Below are 16,433 nucleotides of genomic sequence, written 5' to 3'. Positions count from 1 at the left end.
CCCTCCCGTCGCAAGTGCTCCTCCTTCCCTCTCCCCGCAGGGGAGAGGGGGCACCACTCAAGCCACCGAGAACTTCAGCAACTTGATCGCCTCGGAGTTCGTCACGCACCCACCGACCCGCTTGGTCGCGTAGAAGTTCACGAACGGCTTGTTGGAATACGGATCACGCAGGATCCCCGTCTCGGTCCGCTCGGCAATAATATACCCAGCCCGGAAATTCCCGAACGCGATCGCCAGAGCATTCGCGGCGATATCCGGCATGTCCTCGGCCTCGACCACCGGATACCCGAGCAGCGTAGCCGGCACCCCAGCCGCTAGCGAAGGCGCCCAGACGAACGCCCCATCCGTCGTCTTGAACTTCCGGATCCGCGCCAGAGTCGCCGCATTCATGACAAAGCTAGCGCCCTGCCGATAAGGCCCCCGCAAAGACTGAACCAGATCGATCAACCGCTCCTGCGGGTTCGCCGAGAAGTCCCCCGCGGTCCCGCTAGCCAGATACTGCAAAGTCCCGAAAGCCCGAACCCCGTCCGCAGTCGCAGCAGTAGCCGAAGTCAAAAACCCCTTCGGCCGCGACACGCCCGACCCGGACACGAAAGCCGCCCCCTCGGCCTTAGCAAACTCCATCGCGATCTCACCCGCCAGCCACTCCTCCACATCGAAAGCAGCATCGTCGAGCATCGCCTGGCTAGCCGAAGGATTGGCATACAGCTCCCCCGTAGGCGGCGCGATCTCGACGAACACCGGCGAAGCCGTCTCCGGCCGCGCCGCATTCTCCGCCGCCCAACCAGACGGCGTACCGCCGGTCGTCACCAGCTTGCGATACCCGGCCGACCCAACCTTCACCACATTGGCAATCGACCGGATCGGCGACACCGCCTTCAGCAACGTATCGATCTGAGCATCGATCTCCCGCGGCACCGCAAACCCGCCGGCGTCGCCGGTCACCCCGGTAAACGCCTTCATCTCCAGCGTAGCGCCAGTCCGAACGAACCCCGCAAACGCCGCATTCTGCGCCAAGGGGGAAGCCCCCGCCAAAATCGGCCGGTCAACAACACTCATGTCCATCTCCTCGCGTGAAACGAAAAAAGGCGCCCCGCAGGACGCCCAGTGAAACTCTCTAAAAACCCTCGCCCCTCTGGGGAGAGGGAGGGGCCCGCACGCGCTTGCGTGTGGGAGGGTGAGGGGCGTGAGGCTCGGGACGCCCGCGCCAATCCCCGTTCTCCTGCGAACGCAGGAGCCCAGGGTCACACGCGTCTCACCCCTCGACCCTGGATTCCTGCGTCCGCAGGAAAACGATCACGCCACGATGTCCACCACCTCAACCCGAGCCAAAGCCTGCATAGGCACAGCCACCAGACTAACCTCCACCAGCTCGACCGAAAGCAACTCCCGCCGAACCCCCTGCCGCACCGAAGTCGCCCGATACCCAACCGACAACCCAGCCACCGCCCCAGCCCGCACCAACCGAGCCAGCTTCGGATCCTCCACCACCCCCTCGACGCGCAACCCCCGCGCATCCTCCGCAACCACGGACAAGGACCCAACCACCTCCCCACGATGCTGCCACAACAAAGGCACCACGCCTGCGCTCTGGAACGCCCCCCGCCGCACCACATCCCCAGCCCGATCGACAACATCGAACACCGCCGCATACCCCGCGAACGCCACCGCCCCGCCCCGTTCGTCCCGAGTAGCTGTCGAGCCTGTCGAGACGGCGTATCGAGGGATCACTTCAACCACGCGGCAAACCCCAGCTTAACCGCCAGCCCCGCCAGCATCAGCGCCATCGCCAGCCGAGCGATCCACCCCACCACCGCCTTCCACACCGACCGCTTCGCATCCCGCCAAGCCGCCAGCAGCTCCCGCAACTCCGCCACATCCTCCCGAGCCCGCTCGTCGCTCAAAGCAACCCGCGCCAAGGCACGCGCCGCCCCCAACTCCCCAGCCTCCTCCACGATCGCCCGTAGCGTCACCAAGTCGACACCGCGCTCAGCCCCCTGCCGCATCAACTGCGCCAAAACCGCCCCATCCATCAGACCACCTCCTGAATTTCCAGCAGAGCCCGCTTCTCCACATCACTGAGAAACGAAGCCGCAGAAACCATCCCCCAAAGCCGCTCGCGATCCTCCGCCAGCGCCGGCACCCGGTCGAGATCGACCGAAATCGCCGCCCCCTCGAACCACCCGGCCAACCCCTGCGCGATCCCACCCAGCACCGCGGTCGCCAGCGGCAAGATCGCCAGCCGCCACAGCGCCCGATTGGCCTCGCGGTAATTCGCGTACGAATTGTCCCCCGGCAGCCCGAGCAGCATCGGCGGCACGCCGAACGCCAGCGCGATCTCCCGCGCCGCCGCCGCCTTCGTCCCCACGAAATCCATGTCCGCCGGCGACAGACTCAAGGCCTGCCACCGCAAGCCCCCTTCAAGCAGCATCGGCCGCCCCGCATTCCCCGCCCCCGAGAACGACGCCTCCAGCTCGCCCCGCAACCGCTCGAACTGCTCGGCCGACAGCGTCGCGCCGTCCTTGGGATCATACATCAGCGCCCCCGAAGGCCGCGCAGCATTGTCGAGCAAAGCCTTGTTCCACCGCGCCGCCGCATTGTGGATCGCCACCGCCCCCGAAGCCGCCCCCAGGCACCCCAGCCCATAATGATCATCGACCGGATTGAAGCTCTTCAGATGGATCACCTCCGGCCGCACCGGATCGGCATGCAGCCGAGCCACTCGCTCCCCGACCCGGTACCGGTACGCCGCCGGCCACCCACTAGCATCCGGCTCCACCGTCACCCGCTCCGGCCGCAACGCATAAAGCTCGGCCGCCCCGCCCTCGACATCGCGCAACACCTGCACATACGCATTGCCGTGCAGCATCAGATGCGCCGCCACCGTCTCGATCAGCGTCTGCCCGCCCGACCGCACCGTCGCCAGCGCGAGCAACGCCGGATCCGACGCGACGATGGGCGCGCTCCCCAGCCCCTCCACCACCAGCTTCACCGCCCGCTGCGCGATCGGATTATCCAGATACGCCTCGCGCACCTGAGCCTCGTAACTCCGCGGCCACTCGCCAAACGCAGAGCCCCCGATCGCGCCCGCCGCCGACCGAGACAACACCGGCCGCGACTCATCGCGCCCGGATTTCCACCCGAACAATTTCATGGATGATCTCCTGTAACGAAAACCCCTCTCCCTTCAGGGGAGAGGGAGGGGCCCGCGCGAAGCGTGGGAGGGTGAGGGCACGCTCACCAAAACGCGTGCCCTCACCCTCCCGTCGCCTACGGCTCCTCCTTCCCTCTCCCCTGAAGGGAGAGGGCTCAGCCTACAAAACCCGCACAGAAACCCGAGCCCGAGGCCCCAGCATCACCTCGGTCATAGCCCAAACCAGCGCATCGGCCCGATCCGGAGACCGCCCCGGCCCCTCATACCCGCCGCCCGCGATCAGCCCGCAAAGCTCATCCTCCAGGTCCGGAAACGCCCCCACATGCCAGGCCCGCCCGGCCTCATACAAAGCCGCCACCGGCTCAGCCCGCGCCACCTTCCCCAGCGACGCATGCACCAGCTTCACCGGCATCGCCCGGTCAGCGCCAGAGAGAACGCTCCCCACCATAGTCCCCCCCTGGTTGGCCTCCGCAATCACCCGATCCGCCCCATGCCGCTCGGCACATTCGGCCACGGCCCGAGCCCACCCCTCGGGAGAAGCACCAGAAACGCTGGCATCCTCCAAGACATACCCAAACCCATCGACCCCGAGCGCCACCGCCACGATCCCGCAAGCATCCCCAGGGCCCCCGGACACACTCCCCGCCGGCGGATCCACCCCCACCACGACCCGCGTCACCTCAGGCGCCAAAGCCACTCGCCGGGACTCCACCAGCGCCCGCGTCCACAAGGCCCCAGCGACATCCTCGATCAGCTCGCCATCCAGCTCCTGCCGCCCCAACCGCGTCCCCGCATACGTGGCGGTAATCGCTTCAACGAAGCTCACCGGCAGATGCGGATTGTCGCGCGTCCGCCCGCGCGTTTCGACCAGCCCTGGCAACGCCATCACCCGCCGCATCAGCGCGACCGGTCGCGGCGTCGTCGTCACCAGCACGCGCGGCACCGTACCCAACCGCAAGCCCATCATCAGATTGTCCCAGGTCGCATCGCCATAGCGCCACTTCGCCAGTTCGTCGCACCACGCCCAGCCATGCTCGGGCCCACGCAACGCTTCCGGCGCCTCCGCCGAATACGCATAGGCCTTCGCGCCATTGCCGAAATGCACTTCGCCGACCGCACTGCGCCACGTCAGCGCCTCGTTGTCGTGCGCCACCGCGATCAGGCCGCTCTCGCCCTGCACCATCACGCGCCGCACATCGTCGATCGTCGCGCCGACCAACGCGATCCGCGCGGTCGGATCGTCGCGCGCGATCTGGCTCACCCACTCCGCGCCCGCCCGCGTCTTGCCAAAGCCGCGCCCGGCCCGGATCAGCCAGATCCGCCAGTCGCCCTCGGGTGGATATTGCCCGTCATGCGCCCAATGCCGCCACCGATCGCGCAGCTCGTTGCGTTGACCGACCGACAGCTTCCGCATGATCCCGGCACGGTGCACCACCGGCAGGTCGGCCAGCTCCGCCACCAGGTCGCGTTCGACCGTGGCCACCGGCGAGGCGTCGACCGCCCCCGGATCGCCTTCGCCGCTTCCCGAGCGCGTCAAGAGACAAGCGCCTGGCGCCGCGCCAGCGAGTCCAGCAGCTTCAGCAATGCGGCATCGGTCTCCACCGACGTCGCCCGACAGGTCTGGCTGGATTGGCGGCCCCGCGCCTCGCGCGCGCGATGCTGGTTCAGCATCGCCAGCGCGAACTGGATCGCCGTCACGCTCGACAGCTTGATCAGCCCGGCGCCAGGCACCGCAGCCCCGCCCAAGATCTTTTCGCCGCCCCCTTCTTCGACGGCACCCGCGTCTTCGACGGCGCCAGCGTCCCCGACGGCACCAGCGTCGCCGACCGCCACCGTCTCGTTGCAGGGCGCCTCCACACCCCCATCGCTCTGGTCGTCGTCGCCCTGCCCGCCAAGACGCCCATCATCGCGATCCAGAGAGGCGAGCGACGTCGCCAACAACAGTTCCTCCAATCGGTCATACCCGCGCGACAACGCCGCCTGCCATGCTGCGGCAAACGCAGGATCGTGCGAGCGGCGGTGATAGGCTCCGCCGAGCGACATCCCCACCACGACGACAGACGTCGTCACGTTGCCGGTCATCGCCAATTCCTCGAGAAACGTGGCTTGCCGCTCGAGTGTCCATTCCTTCGCCCGGGGTTTCCGGGCCACAAGAACCCGGTTCTTTCCACCCGTGATGACCATCCCGCCGACCTTCGCGTTCCCGGCCGCCTTGCTCTTGATCCCCATGCCGCGCCCCCGCTTGCCTGCACCGCACCGCCAAACGCAGAAAGCCGGCGACGACAAAGGCTCCCGCCCCGATCGTCCTGGCCTCCAGAGCCAGACCGTCCGGCCCGACTCGCTAGTTTTCGATGTTCCCGTTATGTGCCAGATGAGCGTGACGATGTCAAGGTAATTAACCCGTTTGGTTACTCGCCCACGGGTAGATCGACCAGAGGCACGACACGATCCACTGCAGCCGCCCCCCATTCACCAAGCACGCTCTGATCGCCCTCGTCCGCCAGCCGACGTCCGCGCTCGCCGCCCCAGCGCGCGCTATCCAGTCGTCGCAATGCCCATATCGCCGCACCCCGGACGACCGGCGAGTCGTCGCTCAACAGTCCGACGACGGCCTCGACGAGGCCAGGATCGCTACTGTTCCCCGCCGCCATCAAGGCATTGCGGATCATCTTGGCGCGGCCGATGCGCTTGATCGGCGAGCCCGCGAACACCGTGCGGAAGCTCGCATCGTCCAGCGCCAGGATGTCGGCAAGTTCGGGCGCGACCAGTTCCGCGCGGGGATGGAAGGCGAGGTTCGCGTTGGCGGCGGCGGCGAACTTGTTCCACGGGCAAACGGCGAGGCAATCGTCGCAGCCGTAGATGCGGTTGCCGATCGCGGCGCGGAACTCGTGCGGGATCGGGCCGGCATGCTCGATCGTCAGGTAGGAAATGCAGCGGCGGGCATCGAGCTGGTACGGCCGCGGGAACGCCGCAGTCGGGCATGCGGTCTGGCACGCGTCGCAACTGCCGCAGGTGTCGACACCGCCCTTGTCCGGCTCCAGATCGAGCGTCGTGTAGATCGCGCCGAGGAACAGCCAGCTGCCATGCTCGCGACTGACGAGATTGGTGTGCTTGCCCTGCCAGCCGAGCCCGGCGGCCTCTGCGAGCGGCTTTTCCATTACCGGCGCGGTGTCGACGAAGACTTTCAAATCGAACGGCGGCAAGTCGCGCCCCGCTTCCGCCGCCAGCCACCGCCCGAGCGCCTTCAACTGCCGCTTCACGACGTCGTGATAATCCGGTCCCTGCGCGTAGACCGAGATCCGCCCTACACCGCCCTCGTCCGCCAAGCGCAACGGATCGTCCTTCGGCGCATAGCTCATGCCGAGCGCGATCACGCTGCGGACTTCGGGCCACAGGCCGGCGGGGCTCTCGCGGTGGTGCTTGCGCTCCTCCATCCAGATCATGTCGCCGTGGCGGCCGTCCGCGAGCCACTGGTGCAGCCGTTCGCCCGCGCGCGGCGCCGCCCCCGCATGCGCGATCCCGCACGCGACGAAGCCGAGTTCCGCCGCTTTCGCCTTCAGCCTGTGTTCCAGCTTGTCTTGCGCCACGTCCGCCCGCTACCACGACGCCACCCTCGGTAGGAAGATTGCGCGTGAACGATGAATGGGCGGTCACCGCGAACGGGATCGTGAAGCGGTTCGGCGATCGGCGCGTGGTCGACGGGGTGGACATGATGGTGCCGCGCGGCTCGGTGTACGGCGTGCTCGGCCCCAACGGCGCGGGCAAGACGACGACGCTGCGCATGCTGCTCGGTATCATCGAGCCCGACGAGGGTAGCCGCACGCTGCTCGGCTACGACAATCCGCGCGATGCGAGCGACCGCGTCGGCTATCTGCCCGAGGAGCGCGGGCTGTATCCGGCGATGAAGGCGCGCGAGGCGATCGCGTTTCTGGGGGCTCTGCGCGGGCTCGACTGGAAGACCGGGCGCGAGCGTGCGGTGGTGCTGATGGAAGCCGCCGGGCTCGGCCATGCAGTCGACGAGAAGATCCGCAAACTGTCGAAGGGCATGGCGCAACTCGTGCAGCTGCTCGGCTCGGTGGTCCACCAGCCCGACCTTCTGGTGCTCGACGAGCCGTTTTCGGGGCTCGATCCGGTCAATCAGGAGCGGCTCGAGAAGCTGATCCTCAACGAGCGCGACCGCGGCGCGACGATCCTGTTCTCGACGCATATCATGAGCCATGCCGAGCGGCTGTGCGACCGGCTCGCGATCATCGCGGGCGGGAAGCGACGGTTCGAGGGCACGGTCGCGGACGCGCGAGGCATATTGCCGCAACGCGTCCACTACACGCCGCACCGCCCCGATCCGGCGATCCGCGGCGTGCTGCCGGCGGATGCGGTAGCCGACGGGGACAGCTGGCGGTTCGAGCTGCCGAACGAAGGAATCGAGAGCTTGCTCGTGAGACTGATCGACGCGGGATACGGAATTTCGGGGCTGTCGATCGAGCGGCCCGGCCTGCATGAGGCATTCGTCCGGATCGTCGGCCAGCATGCCAACATGCCTGTGGAGGACGCGGCATGAGCCGTTTCCGCCGCACCCTCCGCCAGACCTTCACGATCGCGCGACGCGACTTCATCGCCACGGTGTTCACGCCGATCTTCCTGCTGTTCCTGTTCGCGCCCCTGATCATGGGTTCGTTCGGCGCGATCGGCGGACTGGGCGCGGCGAGCGTCAGTGGCGGCGCGCAGGACAAGACGCGGATCGTCGCGATCGTCCCTGCCTCCACCGCGCGACCGATCGACGAGTCCGACGAGCGCCTGCGCGGCATGTTCCGCAGCGACGAAGCGCCCCCCGAACTGTCGATCGTCGCGCCGGCCGCGGATCCCGCGGCGCAGGCGCGCGCGGCGTTCGAGACCAAGGACGTCGACGCCTCCGCAGTGCTGTACGGCCCGCTCGACGCGCCGCAGATCCTGTACGGACCGCGCGGGCGGCGCTCGGCGGATTATCTCGGGCTGCTCGCGCAGACGACGCTCGCCGCGCAGAAGCTCGGCGGCACGCTGCCGACGATCGCCGCGACCAAGACGCAGATCAAGCGTTCGACCACCTCGGTCGGCGGCCAGCACCAGTCGGCGTTCTTCGCGGTGTTCGGGATATTCTTCCTGACGCTGTTCCTGTCGGGGCAGGTCGTCGGCACGATGGCCGAGGAGCGCAACAACAAGGTGATCGAGGTGCTCGCCGCCGCGGTGCCCTTGGAGTCCGTGTTCTTCGGCAAGCTGATCGGCATGTTCGGCGTCGCGGTGCTGTTCGTCGCGTTCTGGGGCACCGTCGTCACGCAGATCACGTCGCTGATGCCCGCGGGCGCGGCGGTGGCGCTGGGCGACCTGACGCCCGCGGTCGGGGCGCCGATGTTCGCGCTGCTGTTCGCGGCGTATTTCAGCATGGCGTACCTCCTGCTCGGCTCGGTGTTCCTGGGCGTCGGCGCACAAGCGACGACGATGCGCGAAATCCAGATGCTGTCGCTGCCGATCACGATCCTGCAGGTCGCGATGTTCGGACTGTCCTCCGCGGCGGTCTCCCACCCTGGCAGCTGGCTCGCCACCGCCGCCGAACTGTTCCCGCTCTCCTCGCCATTCGCAATGGCCGGCCGCGCGGCGAATTCACCGGAGCTGTGGCCACACGTCGCCGCGCTTGCTTGGCAGGCCTTGTGGGTGACGATTTTTATAACGGTTGGGGCCCGCCTCTTCCGTCGCGGCGTGCTGCAATCGGGAAGTGCTAGGCCGTTCTGGCGGCGCAAAGCCAAGGCAGTCGCTTAACCGTTCTCCTGCGAACGCAGGAGCCCAGGGTAACGAACGCCATCCCTCGCGGTCCTGGACTCCTGCGTTCGCAGGAGAACGGAGCCTATTGACATAAGTGTCAGCAAAGCCTCTCCTGCGGCAAAACACGGGAGAGAGACGATGGCGACTCTGGTAAGAGACGTAGCGCAACAGACGGTCGATCCGCTCGACGTGAGCCGCGCCGAACTCTACCGCGACGACCTCTGGCAGACACCGTTCGCGCAGCTCCGCGCCGAATCACCCGTCCACTATGTCGAGCATTCCGACTACGGCCCCTATTGGTCGGTCTCCTCCTACAAGGGCATCGTCGAGGTCGAATCCCTCCCCGACCTCTACTCCTCCGAGGCCGGCGGGATCACGATTGCCGATTTCGTCGCAGAGCGCGACGTCCGCATGCCGATGTTCATCGCGCGCGATCGTCCCGTGCATACCGGCCAGCGCCGCACCGTCGCGCCCGCCTTTACGCCCAGCGAGATGACGCGGATGTCGAGCGATATCCGGCGCAGGACCGCGGACATGCTCGACAGCCTGCCGTGGAATACGCCGTTCGACTGGGTCGATACCGTCGCGATCGAACTCACCACGCAGATGCTCGCGATCCTGTTCGACTTTCCCTGGGCGGACCGACGGAAGCTGACCCTATGGTCGGACTGGGCAGGCGATATCGAGATCGTCAAGAACGAGGAGCTACGCGGCCAGCGGCTCGCGTACATGTTCGAATGCGGGTCATATTTCAAAGGCTTGTGGGACGCGAAGATCGACAAGGAACCGACGCCCGACCTGATCTCGATGATGATCCATTCGGACGCGATGAGCCACATGGATCACAACGAGTTCATCGGGAATCTCATCCTGCTGATCGTCGGCGGCAACGACACGACGCGCAATTCGATGTCGGCGCTCGCCTACGGCCTCGACAAGTTCCCCAAGTCGCGCGCCAAGCTGGAGGCGGACCCGACGCTGATTCCCAACGCGGTAAGCGAGATTCTGCGCTGGCAGACCCCGCTCGCGCATATGCGCCGCACCGCGACCGCCGATGCGGAATTGATGGGGCAGCAGATCAAGGCGGGCGACAAGCTCGCGCTCTGGTACATCTCGGCGAACCGCGACGAGAGCATGTTCGGCGGCGATGCGGACGCGATCGTGGTCGACCGCCCGAACGCGCGGCGGCACTTGGCGTTCGGCCACGGCATCCACCGCTGCGTCGGCGCACGGCTGGCCGAGATGCAGATCGCGATCCTGCTGGAGGAAATGGCCGTCCGCCGCATGCGGATCAACGTGCTCGCCGAACCGACGCGGGTCGCCGCGTGCTTCGTCCACGGCTATCGCACGCTGCCGGTGGAGATCAGCAAATACTGAGGGGTGGCGTAACCTTATCGGGTGGTTCGAACGTACCTATATCCGAACCATGGAGACGAACATGACCCAGGACCGCCGCGCTTTCCTCACGCTTGCCGGAGCAGGCGTTGCCGGCTTCGCACTCTGGGGGTGCTCGTCGCAGCCCGCACAGGCCGCCGAGCGGTTCGAAGTGACGCTGACGGACGCGCAGTGGCGCAAGAAGCTGTCGCCCGACGCGTATAACACGCTGCGCAAGGAAGCGACGGAAGTGCCCTATTCCAGTCCGCTCAACGGCGAGCATCGCGCGGGAATCTTCTCCTGCGCCGGGTGTGCATTGCCGAACTATTCGTCGAAGACCAAGTTCGAGAGCGGCACGGGCTGGCCGAGCTTCTGGCAGCCACTGCCGAACGCCGTGCGGACGCGGGTGGATTCGACGATGGGGATGGCGCGGACCGAGGTCCATTGCCGGCGCTGCGGCGGGCATCTCGGGCACGTGTTCGATGACGGGCCGAAGCCGACGGGGAAGCGGTACTGCATGAATGGCGATGCGCTGACGTTCAAGGCCGCTTGAGGGCGTTCATTTGAACGTGTTCGGCGCGTATCGGAACTGAGCAGGTAGCGTGTTCCCCCGCGAAGGCGGGGGTCCAGACTGGGCTCCCGCCTTCGCGGGAAAACAAGAAGCTAGCAGAGCAGTGTTCGCTTTATGGCACCTCCCCGGCGAAGGCCGGGGTCCAGTTGGGGGACGTCGCTTACGAAGGTGGCGAGCTGTTACTGCGACCTTTCCAACTGGGCCCCGGCCTTCGCCGGGGAGGTGCCCTTTGGGAGAGGTGGAGGCGCCTAACTGTCAGGGGGCGGTCAGTAGCGAAATGCTAGACTGACGACGTAAGAAACAAGTGCGGTGGATGCCGGATCGAGCCCCGCACCCCACGCCTAGACAAACCTCAGTTCGCCTCGTTCACCAGCGTAAAGATCCCGCGCGGATCAGTCGGGCCGTGTTGGATCGTCGCAAGCTGCGCAGCATTGGCGCGCTGCGTTGCAGAAACGGTGTGGCTCGCACTCGCCATCTGGAACGAACGCTGCACCGGAGCATCGAGCGTATCCCCAGCAGGCGCGTGGCCCGAATAGATGAAACCCTTGGTCGGATAGGCCGAGGTGCCGAGGTCGCCCTGCGGACCGTACCAGACCTTGACCATGCTCCAGTCGCCCGCCGCCGAGACGTCGACCGCGCGGACGTTGGTCTCGATCGCGCCGGGGCGGGACCAGTTGGCATGCGTAAGGAGGACTTCGCGATCGCTGACGACCTTTGAGACCATCGCGACATGGCCGACGCGCATCCGCGAGGTCGGCGAGAAGGCGAGGACCGAGCCGGCCTTCGGGGTGTGGCCACGCTCGTAGCGACCCTCGGCCTGGCTCCACCAGGTGTTCGCGTTGCCGCGGATTTCGATGCCCGACACCGAGCGAGCGAACGTCACGCACTGCCAGAACTGAGCCGCAGCAGGGGTGGCCGTCATCAGGCCGCACGATACCACCAGCGCAAAACGCGCTGCTAACGCCTTGAAATTCATCGAGACCCCCCGGCCAAAACCCGTTTGTCGCATTCTGGCTACGGGAGGTTCGATTTAATTGGAACCCGTGCGGGAACCATATCCGACGAAGCGTGTTACCGCGCCGACCAACGCCCCGAATGGGCGCTCAGGGCGGCTCAGTTCATGAGTTTCCAACCGGTTATGCGGTCCACGGTGACCTGCGTGACCGCGTGATAGCCCGGCCGCGCCTTGCCGTAGATCTCCATCGCCAGCTTGTGACCCCAGTCGCCCGAGTCCATCATCTGCTGGAACAACGGCGCGACGAATTTACGGCGGCCCTGCGACGTCAGGAACTGCTCGGCCGAGGCGTCGGCGGGCGCATAGTGATTGGCGAGCGCGAGTTGCAGCCAGGCGAAGCGGATCTCGGCGTTGCCCGTCGTGTTCCAGCCGAACGCGGTGTCGAGCGTCTTCAACCGCTCGGCAGGCAGCTTGCGCGGCAATTGCGTGATGAACCGCGTGATCTCCTGCGTGGTCGCCTTGCCGGGAACGGCGGACACGGAACCGCCGGCCGCGTACGCCTTCGCCGCCGCATCCACCGCGGGGAACGCCGCGGACGTCACATGCACCGCGTTCGCGGGGATGCCGGGGCTGTAAACCCATGCGTCGACGCCGATCGTCTTGGCTTCGGCGGGAGTCAGCAGCTTCGACTTGAGGTCGGCGAGAAAGCCGGCGCTGGTCTGCGGCTGGAAGGCGTGGCGGTCAAAATAGCTGCGGAGATACGCGTCCCACCGTGCGCGGCCGACCTGCTTCTCGATCGTGCGGAGGAAGGCCGCGCCCTTGTCGTAGGCGATCTGCGTCATGCCGTCGTCGGGATCGCGCGCGGCGTCGAGATCGAGGTGGAGCTGCGTGTCCTTCGCGGCGGGGCCACCGGCCTCCTTCACCGCCGCCAGCATGTCGGTCCAGGCGAGGTCGGCCTCCATGTCGGCGCGGCGCTTGCCGTAGAGCGCCTCCATGATCCGGTTCTCGAAATAGCTGGTAAAGCCTTCGTTGAGCCAGAAATCGTCCCAGGTCGCGTTGGTCACGAGGTTGCCCGACCAGCTGTGCGCGAGTTCGTGCGCGATCAGCGATACGAGGCTGCGGTCGCCGGCGATCGCGGTCGGCGTGGCGAAGGTGAGCGTCGGGTTCTCCATGCCGCCGAACGGGAACGACGGCGGCAGGACCAGCACGTCGTAGCGGCCCCAGCGATACGGGCCGTACAGCCCTTCCGCGGCGGCGACGAACTTCTCGAGCTCGCCGAACTCGTAGGCGGCTTTGGGCAGGGTCGCGGGCTCGGCCCAGATACCGGTGCGCGGGCCGGTCGACTTGAACGCGATGTCGCCGACCGCGAGCGCGATCAGATACGGCGCGACGGGCTTGTCCATCTTGTACTGGAACGTGCAGCGGTCCGCGACGCAGGCGGGCTTGCCGGTCGAGAGCCCGCTCATAACGGCGGTCAGCTGCTTGGGGACGGCGATCTTCGCTTCCCAGGTCTGGCGGATGCCGGGCGAGTCCTGCGTCGGGATCCAGCTGCGGTTGAGGATCGCCTCGCCCTGGCTGAACAGGAACGGCTGCGTCTTACCCGCAGTCTGCGCAGGGGTGAGCCATTGCAGCGCCTTCGCGTCGGGCGACGAGGCATAGGCGATGCGGATTGTCTTTGCGCCGTTGAGCGTGACGGTCAGCGGTGCGCCGTGGATCTTGTCGACTGTACCGACCGAGTAGGGGAGAGGCTTGCCGGCGGCGCCGGTGATGTTGACGATCTTCAGGCCGTTGTCGTCGAGCACAAGCTTGGCGCCCGGCTTTGCGAGGACGTCGAGCGTGGCGATGCCGCGGATGACGTGCGTGTCGAAGTCGGCGGCGAGATCGAGCGCGACGTGCGTGACGCGCGCCTCGGCGGGGCGGGCGTAGCTGTGCGGATCGTGCGCGTCGGGGGTGGTGAGGATCGGGGCAATCGTCTGCGCGACGGCGGGGGATGCGAGGACGAGACCGAGGGCGGTGGCTAGTGCGGGGATGCGCATGGAAACTCCGATGTCGCCGTTCCTCGATATCGGGAAGGCCATGCGCCCGTCCTACCGCGCGGGTCCCGTCGCTGGAAGAGCGGCGGTCACCGTCCTGCTCCCCTCCCTGGAAGGGAGGGGTTGGGGGTGGGTCGGCCTGTTGGCTGACGGAGCGATCGACAAGCGGCCGACCCACCCCCGGCCCCTCCCTTCCAGGGAGGGGGGAAGGTCAGGGTTCGCGTGGGGCTTCGTCGACGATGGGCGCGCCGGCCAGTCGTGCCAACCGCGCTTCATGCTCCACCCGCCCAAACGGAAACCGCGAGAAGAAGAACGCCGAGACGCACGCCAGCACGATGTAGAGCCCCGCGTAGATCAACGTCAGCCGATCGATCGTCGCCACCGGCACGGTCCCCGGCGTCGCCTTAGCCGGGAACCCCGCCACCGCAAGGATCATCCCGGCAAAGAATATCCCGATCCCGCTGGTGCATTTCTGGACGAAGAACGAGCCGGCGAAGAACACGCCTTCGGACCGCCGCCCCGTCTTCGCCTCCGAATCTTCGACCACATCCGCCATCATCGACGCACCAAGGATGAACCCGGTGACGTTCGACGCGGTGCCGAGGATGAAGAACCCGAACAGCATCGGCAGCAGCGAGGACTCGCCAACCTCCGGAAACACGCCGAGCATCCGCAGCCAGTACGGGGAGGTATTGAGCGCCGCGCCGAGCAGCACCGCGCCCATCGCCGCCTTGGGCTTGCTCCCAGTCCTGCCGAGCCGAGGCGCGGCAAGGAATGCAAGGAACACGCCCGAGAACAGCGCGATCGTCAGATAGACGAACACCGGCCCCTTGAACCCCCACACATAGGTGTAGAGGTAATTCGACATCGCATAGCTGATGCCCTGGATCGTGTACGCGCACACGCCCGCCGCCATCAGGATCGCGAAGGCGCGGTTCTTCACGGTCTGGCGGAGTTCGGCGAAGGACTCGCGCAAGGTCTGCTTGGCGACCGGCGGGTTCGGCAGATGCCTGATCTCGTGATGCGTGCCGAGCGCGGAGACGAGGATCGCGACGCCGATGAAGATCGCCCCCGCCAGCGCGAAGCCGCCGTATCCGGCGCGGTTGAGCAGGCCGTTCGGGAACGCCGCGGTGGGCGCGAGGAAATACTGGTACGCCGACAACAGCATCAGCAGCCCGCCGACCCAGCCGAACAGATAGCGATACGCCATGATCCGCGTGCGCTCGTCATAGCCCGAGGTGAGCTCGGGCGTCAGCGCGACCGAGGGGACTTCGTAGCAACTCACCGCACTGCGCACGATCACCGCCATGACGAACAACCAGACGAGCGTCTGCGGCTCCGACATCACCGAGGGCGGGTTCCAGAGCAGTAGCCAGCCGACCATGATCGGTAGCGCAGACGCGTACATCCACGGGTGCCGCCTTCCCCACCGCGTCCGCGTGCGATCGGAGAAGAAGCCCACCGCCGGATCGACGAACGCATCGATCAGCAACGCCATCATGATGACGAGGCCGACGGTCGCGGACGGCAACCCGACGACCTGGTTGTAGAACAGCAACAGGAACGTGCCGAAGCCGGCGTCCTTCACCCCGTACGCGACCGCGCCGAAGCCGTAGCTTGCCATCGTGCCGTTGGAGAGGCGGCGGGCGGGTGCCGTCACTTTAGTTTGTCGAGCAGCGCGAACAGCGAAGGTTGCGCGGGGTCCCAGCTCGGGCGCGTGCCGATCGTCATGCCGCCATCCACGAGGATGTGCGTGCCGGTGATGAAGCTCGCGTCGTCGCTGGCGAGGAACGCGACCGCGGCGGCGATGTCCTCGCTGGTGCCGGGGCGGCGGATCGGCTGTGCGTCGGCGGCGATGTGCGCGATCATCGCGTCGGCTTGCGACGTCTTGGCGGCGTCGAGTTCGAGCGTGCGCGTGAAGATGTTGGTGACGATGAAGCCGGGGACGACCGCGTTCACGCGGATCTTGTGCTGCGCGAGATCGGCGGCGGCTTGCTTGGTGAGGTGAAGCACGCCGGCCTTGGCGGTGGAATAGGCGGTCGGTGCATAGCCGGTGCCTAGCGCGGACACCGACGAGGTGTTGACGATCGCGCCGCCGCCGCGCTTGGCCATCAGCGGTGCGGCGTAGCGGATACCAAGCGCGACCGAGCGGAGGAGCAGCGCTTGCGTGCGGTCCCAGTCCTCCGGCGAAATCTCGCCGATCGGGTCGCGCGAGCCGCCCGCGCCGGCGTTGTTGAACAGGATGTCGAGCCCGCCCGCATCGTCGGCGGTCTGCATCAGCGCCTCGATATCGCCGGCCTGGAGCACGTCGGTGCGCTGGAACAGGATCCGCCCGCCGGACGCGTCGGCGATCGCGTGGCCGCCAGCCTCGTCGATGTCGCCGATCAGCACGGTCGCCCCTTCGTCGGCGAGTCGCAGCGCGGTCGCTCGGCCGATGCCGGACGCGCCGCCGGTCACGACGGCTCGCTTGCCTGAAAACCTCACACGCTCTCCTGCTCTTTTTTGCGAGCATAGTATGGCTTCTGCACTCGTCAATGATGGCGCGTTCGAAAA

Annotated in this window: 15 protein-coding genes; 4 read left to right on the top strand and 11 right to left on the bottom strand. The window is 67.0% G+C overall.

Features of this window, described 5'->3' with window-relative positions; translation table 11 throughout:
• Window positions 1–57 precede the first annotated feature (57 nt).
• The 7 genes from AC59GX_RS01895 to queG all read right to left on the bottom strand — a co-directional run bounded on the left by AC59GX_RS01895 (window position 58) and on the right by queG (window position 6,741).
• On the bottom strand, window positions 58–1,059 hold the full coding sequence (locus AC59GX_RS01895; RefSeq protein WP_426282548.1) for a phage major capsid protein: 1,002 nt from the start codon (window positions 1,057–1,059) through the stop codon (window positions 58–60).
• Between the two features lie 237 nt (window positions 1,060–1,296).
• Complete coding sequence (locus AC59GX_RS01890; protein WP_426282911.1) at window positions 1,297–1,668, bottom strand: HK97 family phage prohead protease; 372 nt, start codon at window positions 1,666–1,668, stop codon at window positions 1,297–1,299.
• Between the two features lie 59 nt (window positions 1,669–1,727).
• A complete protein-coding gene (locus AC59GX_RS01885; RefSeq protein ID WP_183129183.1) occupies window positions 1,728–2,033 on the bottom strand; it encodes a DUF6127 family protein in 306 nt (101 codons plus the stop codon).
• Complete coding sequence (locus AC59GX_RS01880; protein ID WP_497300687.1) at window positions 2,033–3,154, bottom strand: phage portal protein; 1,122 nt, start codon at window positions 3,152–3,154, stop codon at window positions 2,033–2,035. Before AC59GX_RS01880 ends, AC59GX_RS01885 begins: the two co-directional genes overlap by 1 nt.
• A gap of 160 nt (window positions 3,155–3,314) precedes the next feature.
• Complete coding sequence (locus AC59GX_RS01875) at window positions 3,315–4,568, bottom strand: DNA-packaging protein (RefSeq protein WP_497301309.1); 1,254 nt, start codon at window positions 4,566–4,568, stop codon at window positions 3,315–3,317.
• A gap of 119 nt (window positions 4,569–4,687) precedes the next feature.
• Complete coding sequence (locus tag AC59GX_RS01870) at window positions 4,688–5,383, bottom strand: hypothetical protein (RefSeq protein ID WP_497300686.1); 696 nt, start codon at window positions 5,381–5,383, stop codon at window positions 4,688–4,690.
• 179 nt (window positions 5,384–5,562) lie between these two features.
• Window positions 5,563–6,741 carry a tRNA epoxyqueuosine(34) reductase QueG gene (gene queG / locus AC59GX_RS01865; protein WP_426282549.1) on the bottom strand — a complete coding sequence of 393 codons (1,179 nt, stop codon included), beginning with the start codon at window positions 6,739–6,741 and terminating at the stop codon, window positions 5,563–5,565.
• 44 nt (window positions 6,742–6,785) lie between these two features.
• On the opposite strand from queG, the gene AC59GX_RS01860 reads away from it, so the two are divergent.
• The 4 genes from AC59GX_RS01860 (at window position 6,786) to msrB (ending at window position 10,874) form a co-directional block, all read left to right on the top strand.
• On the top strand, window positions 6,786–7,712 hold the full coding sequence (locus tag AC59GX_RS01860; RefSeq protein ID WP_426282550.1) for an ABC transporter ATP-binding protein: 927 nt from the start codon (window positions 6,786–6,788) through the stop codon (window positions 7,710–7,712).
• On the top strand, window positions 7,709–8,944 hold the full coding sequence (locus tag AC59GX_RS01855) for an ABC transporter permease (RefSeq protein ID WP_426282551.1): 1,236 nt from the start codon (window positions 7,709–7,711) through the stop codon (window positions 8,942–8,944). Before AC59GX_RS01860 ends, AC59GX_RS01855 begins: the two co-directional genes overlap by 4 nt.
• A 141-nt stretch (window positions 8,945–9,085) precedes the next feature.
• The gene (locus AC59GX_RS01850; protein ID WP_497300683.1) at window positions 9,086–10,324 is read left to right on the top strand and encodes a cytochrome P450; all 1,239 of its coding nucleotides are present in this window, start codon (window positions 9,086–9,088) and stop codon (window positions 10,322–10,324) included.
• Window positions 10,325–10,385: 61 nt separating this feature from the next.
• A complete protein-coding gene (gene msrB / locus AC59GX_RS01845) occupies window positions 10,386–10,874 on the top strand; it encodes a peptide-methionine (R)-S-oxide reductase MsrB (RefSeq protein WP_497300682.1) in 489 nt (162 codons plus the stop codon).
• Window positions 10,875–11,244: 370 nt separating this feature from the next.
• On the opposite strand, the gene AC59GX_RS01840 is transcribed toward msrB, so the two are convergent.
• From AC59GX_RS01840 to AC59GX_RS01825, 4 genes are all read right to left on the bottom strand, one after another.
• The gene (locus AC59GX_RS01840; RefSeq protein ID WP_426282554.1) at window positions 11,245–11,868 is read right to left on the bottom strand and encodes a CHAP domain-containing protein; all 624 of its coding nucleotides are present in this window, start codon (window positions 11,866–11,868) and stop codon (window positions 11,245–11,247) included.
• 137 nt (window positions 11,869–12,005) lie between these two features.
• A complete protein-coding gene (locus AC59GX_RS01835) occupies window positions 12,006–13,883 on the bottom strand; it encodes a M1 family metallopeptidase (RefSeq protein WP_497300680.1) in 1,878 nt (625 codons plus the stop codon).
• Between the two features lie 208 nt (window positions 13,884–14,091).
• Window positions 14,092–15,540 carry an MFS transporter gene (locus AC59GX_RS01830; protein WP_426282556.1) on the bottom strand — a complete coding sequence of 483 codons (1,449 nt, stop codon included), beginning with the start codon at window positions 15,538–15,540 and terminating at the stop codon, window positions 14,092–14,094.
• Window positions 15,537–16,364, bottom strand: coding sequence for a glucose 1-dehydrogenase (locus AC59GX_RS01825; RefSeq protein WP_192975104.1), 828 nt, complete (start codon window positions 16,362–16,364; stop codon window positions 15,537–15,539). Before AC59GX_RS01825 ends, AC59GX_RS01830 begins: the two co-directional genes overlap by 4 nt.
• Window positions 16,365–16,433: the final 69 nt, after the last annotated feature.

Source organism: Sphingomonas sp. 320_CC, assembly GCF_059691795.1.
This window is presented reverse-complemented; position numbering and strand designations above follow the sequence as displayed.

Bases quoted from the DNA above. Each gene is read 5' to 3' on its own strand.
- AC59GX_RS01895 (WP_426282548.1), bottom strand. From the start codon at position 1,059: ATGAGTGTTGTTGACCGGCCGATTTTGGCGGGGGCTTCCCCCTTGGCG.
- AC59GX_RS01885 (WP_183129183.1), bottom strand. From the start codon at position 2,033: ATGGATGGGGCGGTTTTGGCGCAGTTGATGCGGCAGGGGGCTGAGCGC.
- AC59GX_RS01880 (WP_497300687.1), bottom strand. From the start codon at position 3,154: ATGAAATTGTTCGGGTGGAAATCCGGGCGCGATGAGTCGCGGCCGGTG.
- AC59GX_RS01875 (WP_497301309.1), bottom strand. From the start codon at position 4,568: ATGCGGAAGCTGTCGGTCGGTCAACGCAACGAGCTGCGCGATCGGTGG.
- AC59GX_RS01870 (WP_497300686.1), bottom strand. From the start codon at position 5,383: ATGGGGATCAAGAGCAAGGCGGCCGGGAACGCGAAGGTCGGCGGGATG.
- AC59GX_RS01855 (WP_426282551.1), top strand. From the start codon at position 7,709: ATGAGCCGTTTCCGCCGCACCCTCCGCCAGACCTTCACGATCGCGCGA.
- AC59GX_RS01850 (WP_497300683.1), top strand. From the start codon at position 9,086: ATGGCGACTCTGGTAAGAGACGTAGCGCAACAGACGGTCGATCCGCTC.
- msrB (WP_497300682.1), top strand. From the start codon at position 10,386: ATGACCCAGGACCGCCGCGCTTTCCTCACGCTTGCCGGAGCAGGCGTT.
- AC59GX_RS01840 (WP_426282554.1), bottom strand. From the start codon at position 11,868: ATGAATTTCAAGGCGTTAGCAGCGCGTTTTGCGCTGGTGGTATCGTGC.
- AC59GX_RS01835 (WP_497300680.1), bottom strand. From the start codon at position 13,883: ATGCGCATCCCCGCACTAGCCACCGCCCTCGGTCTCGTCCTCGCATCC.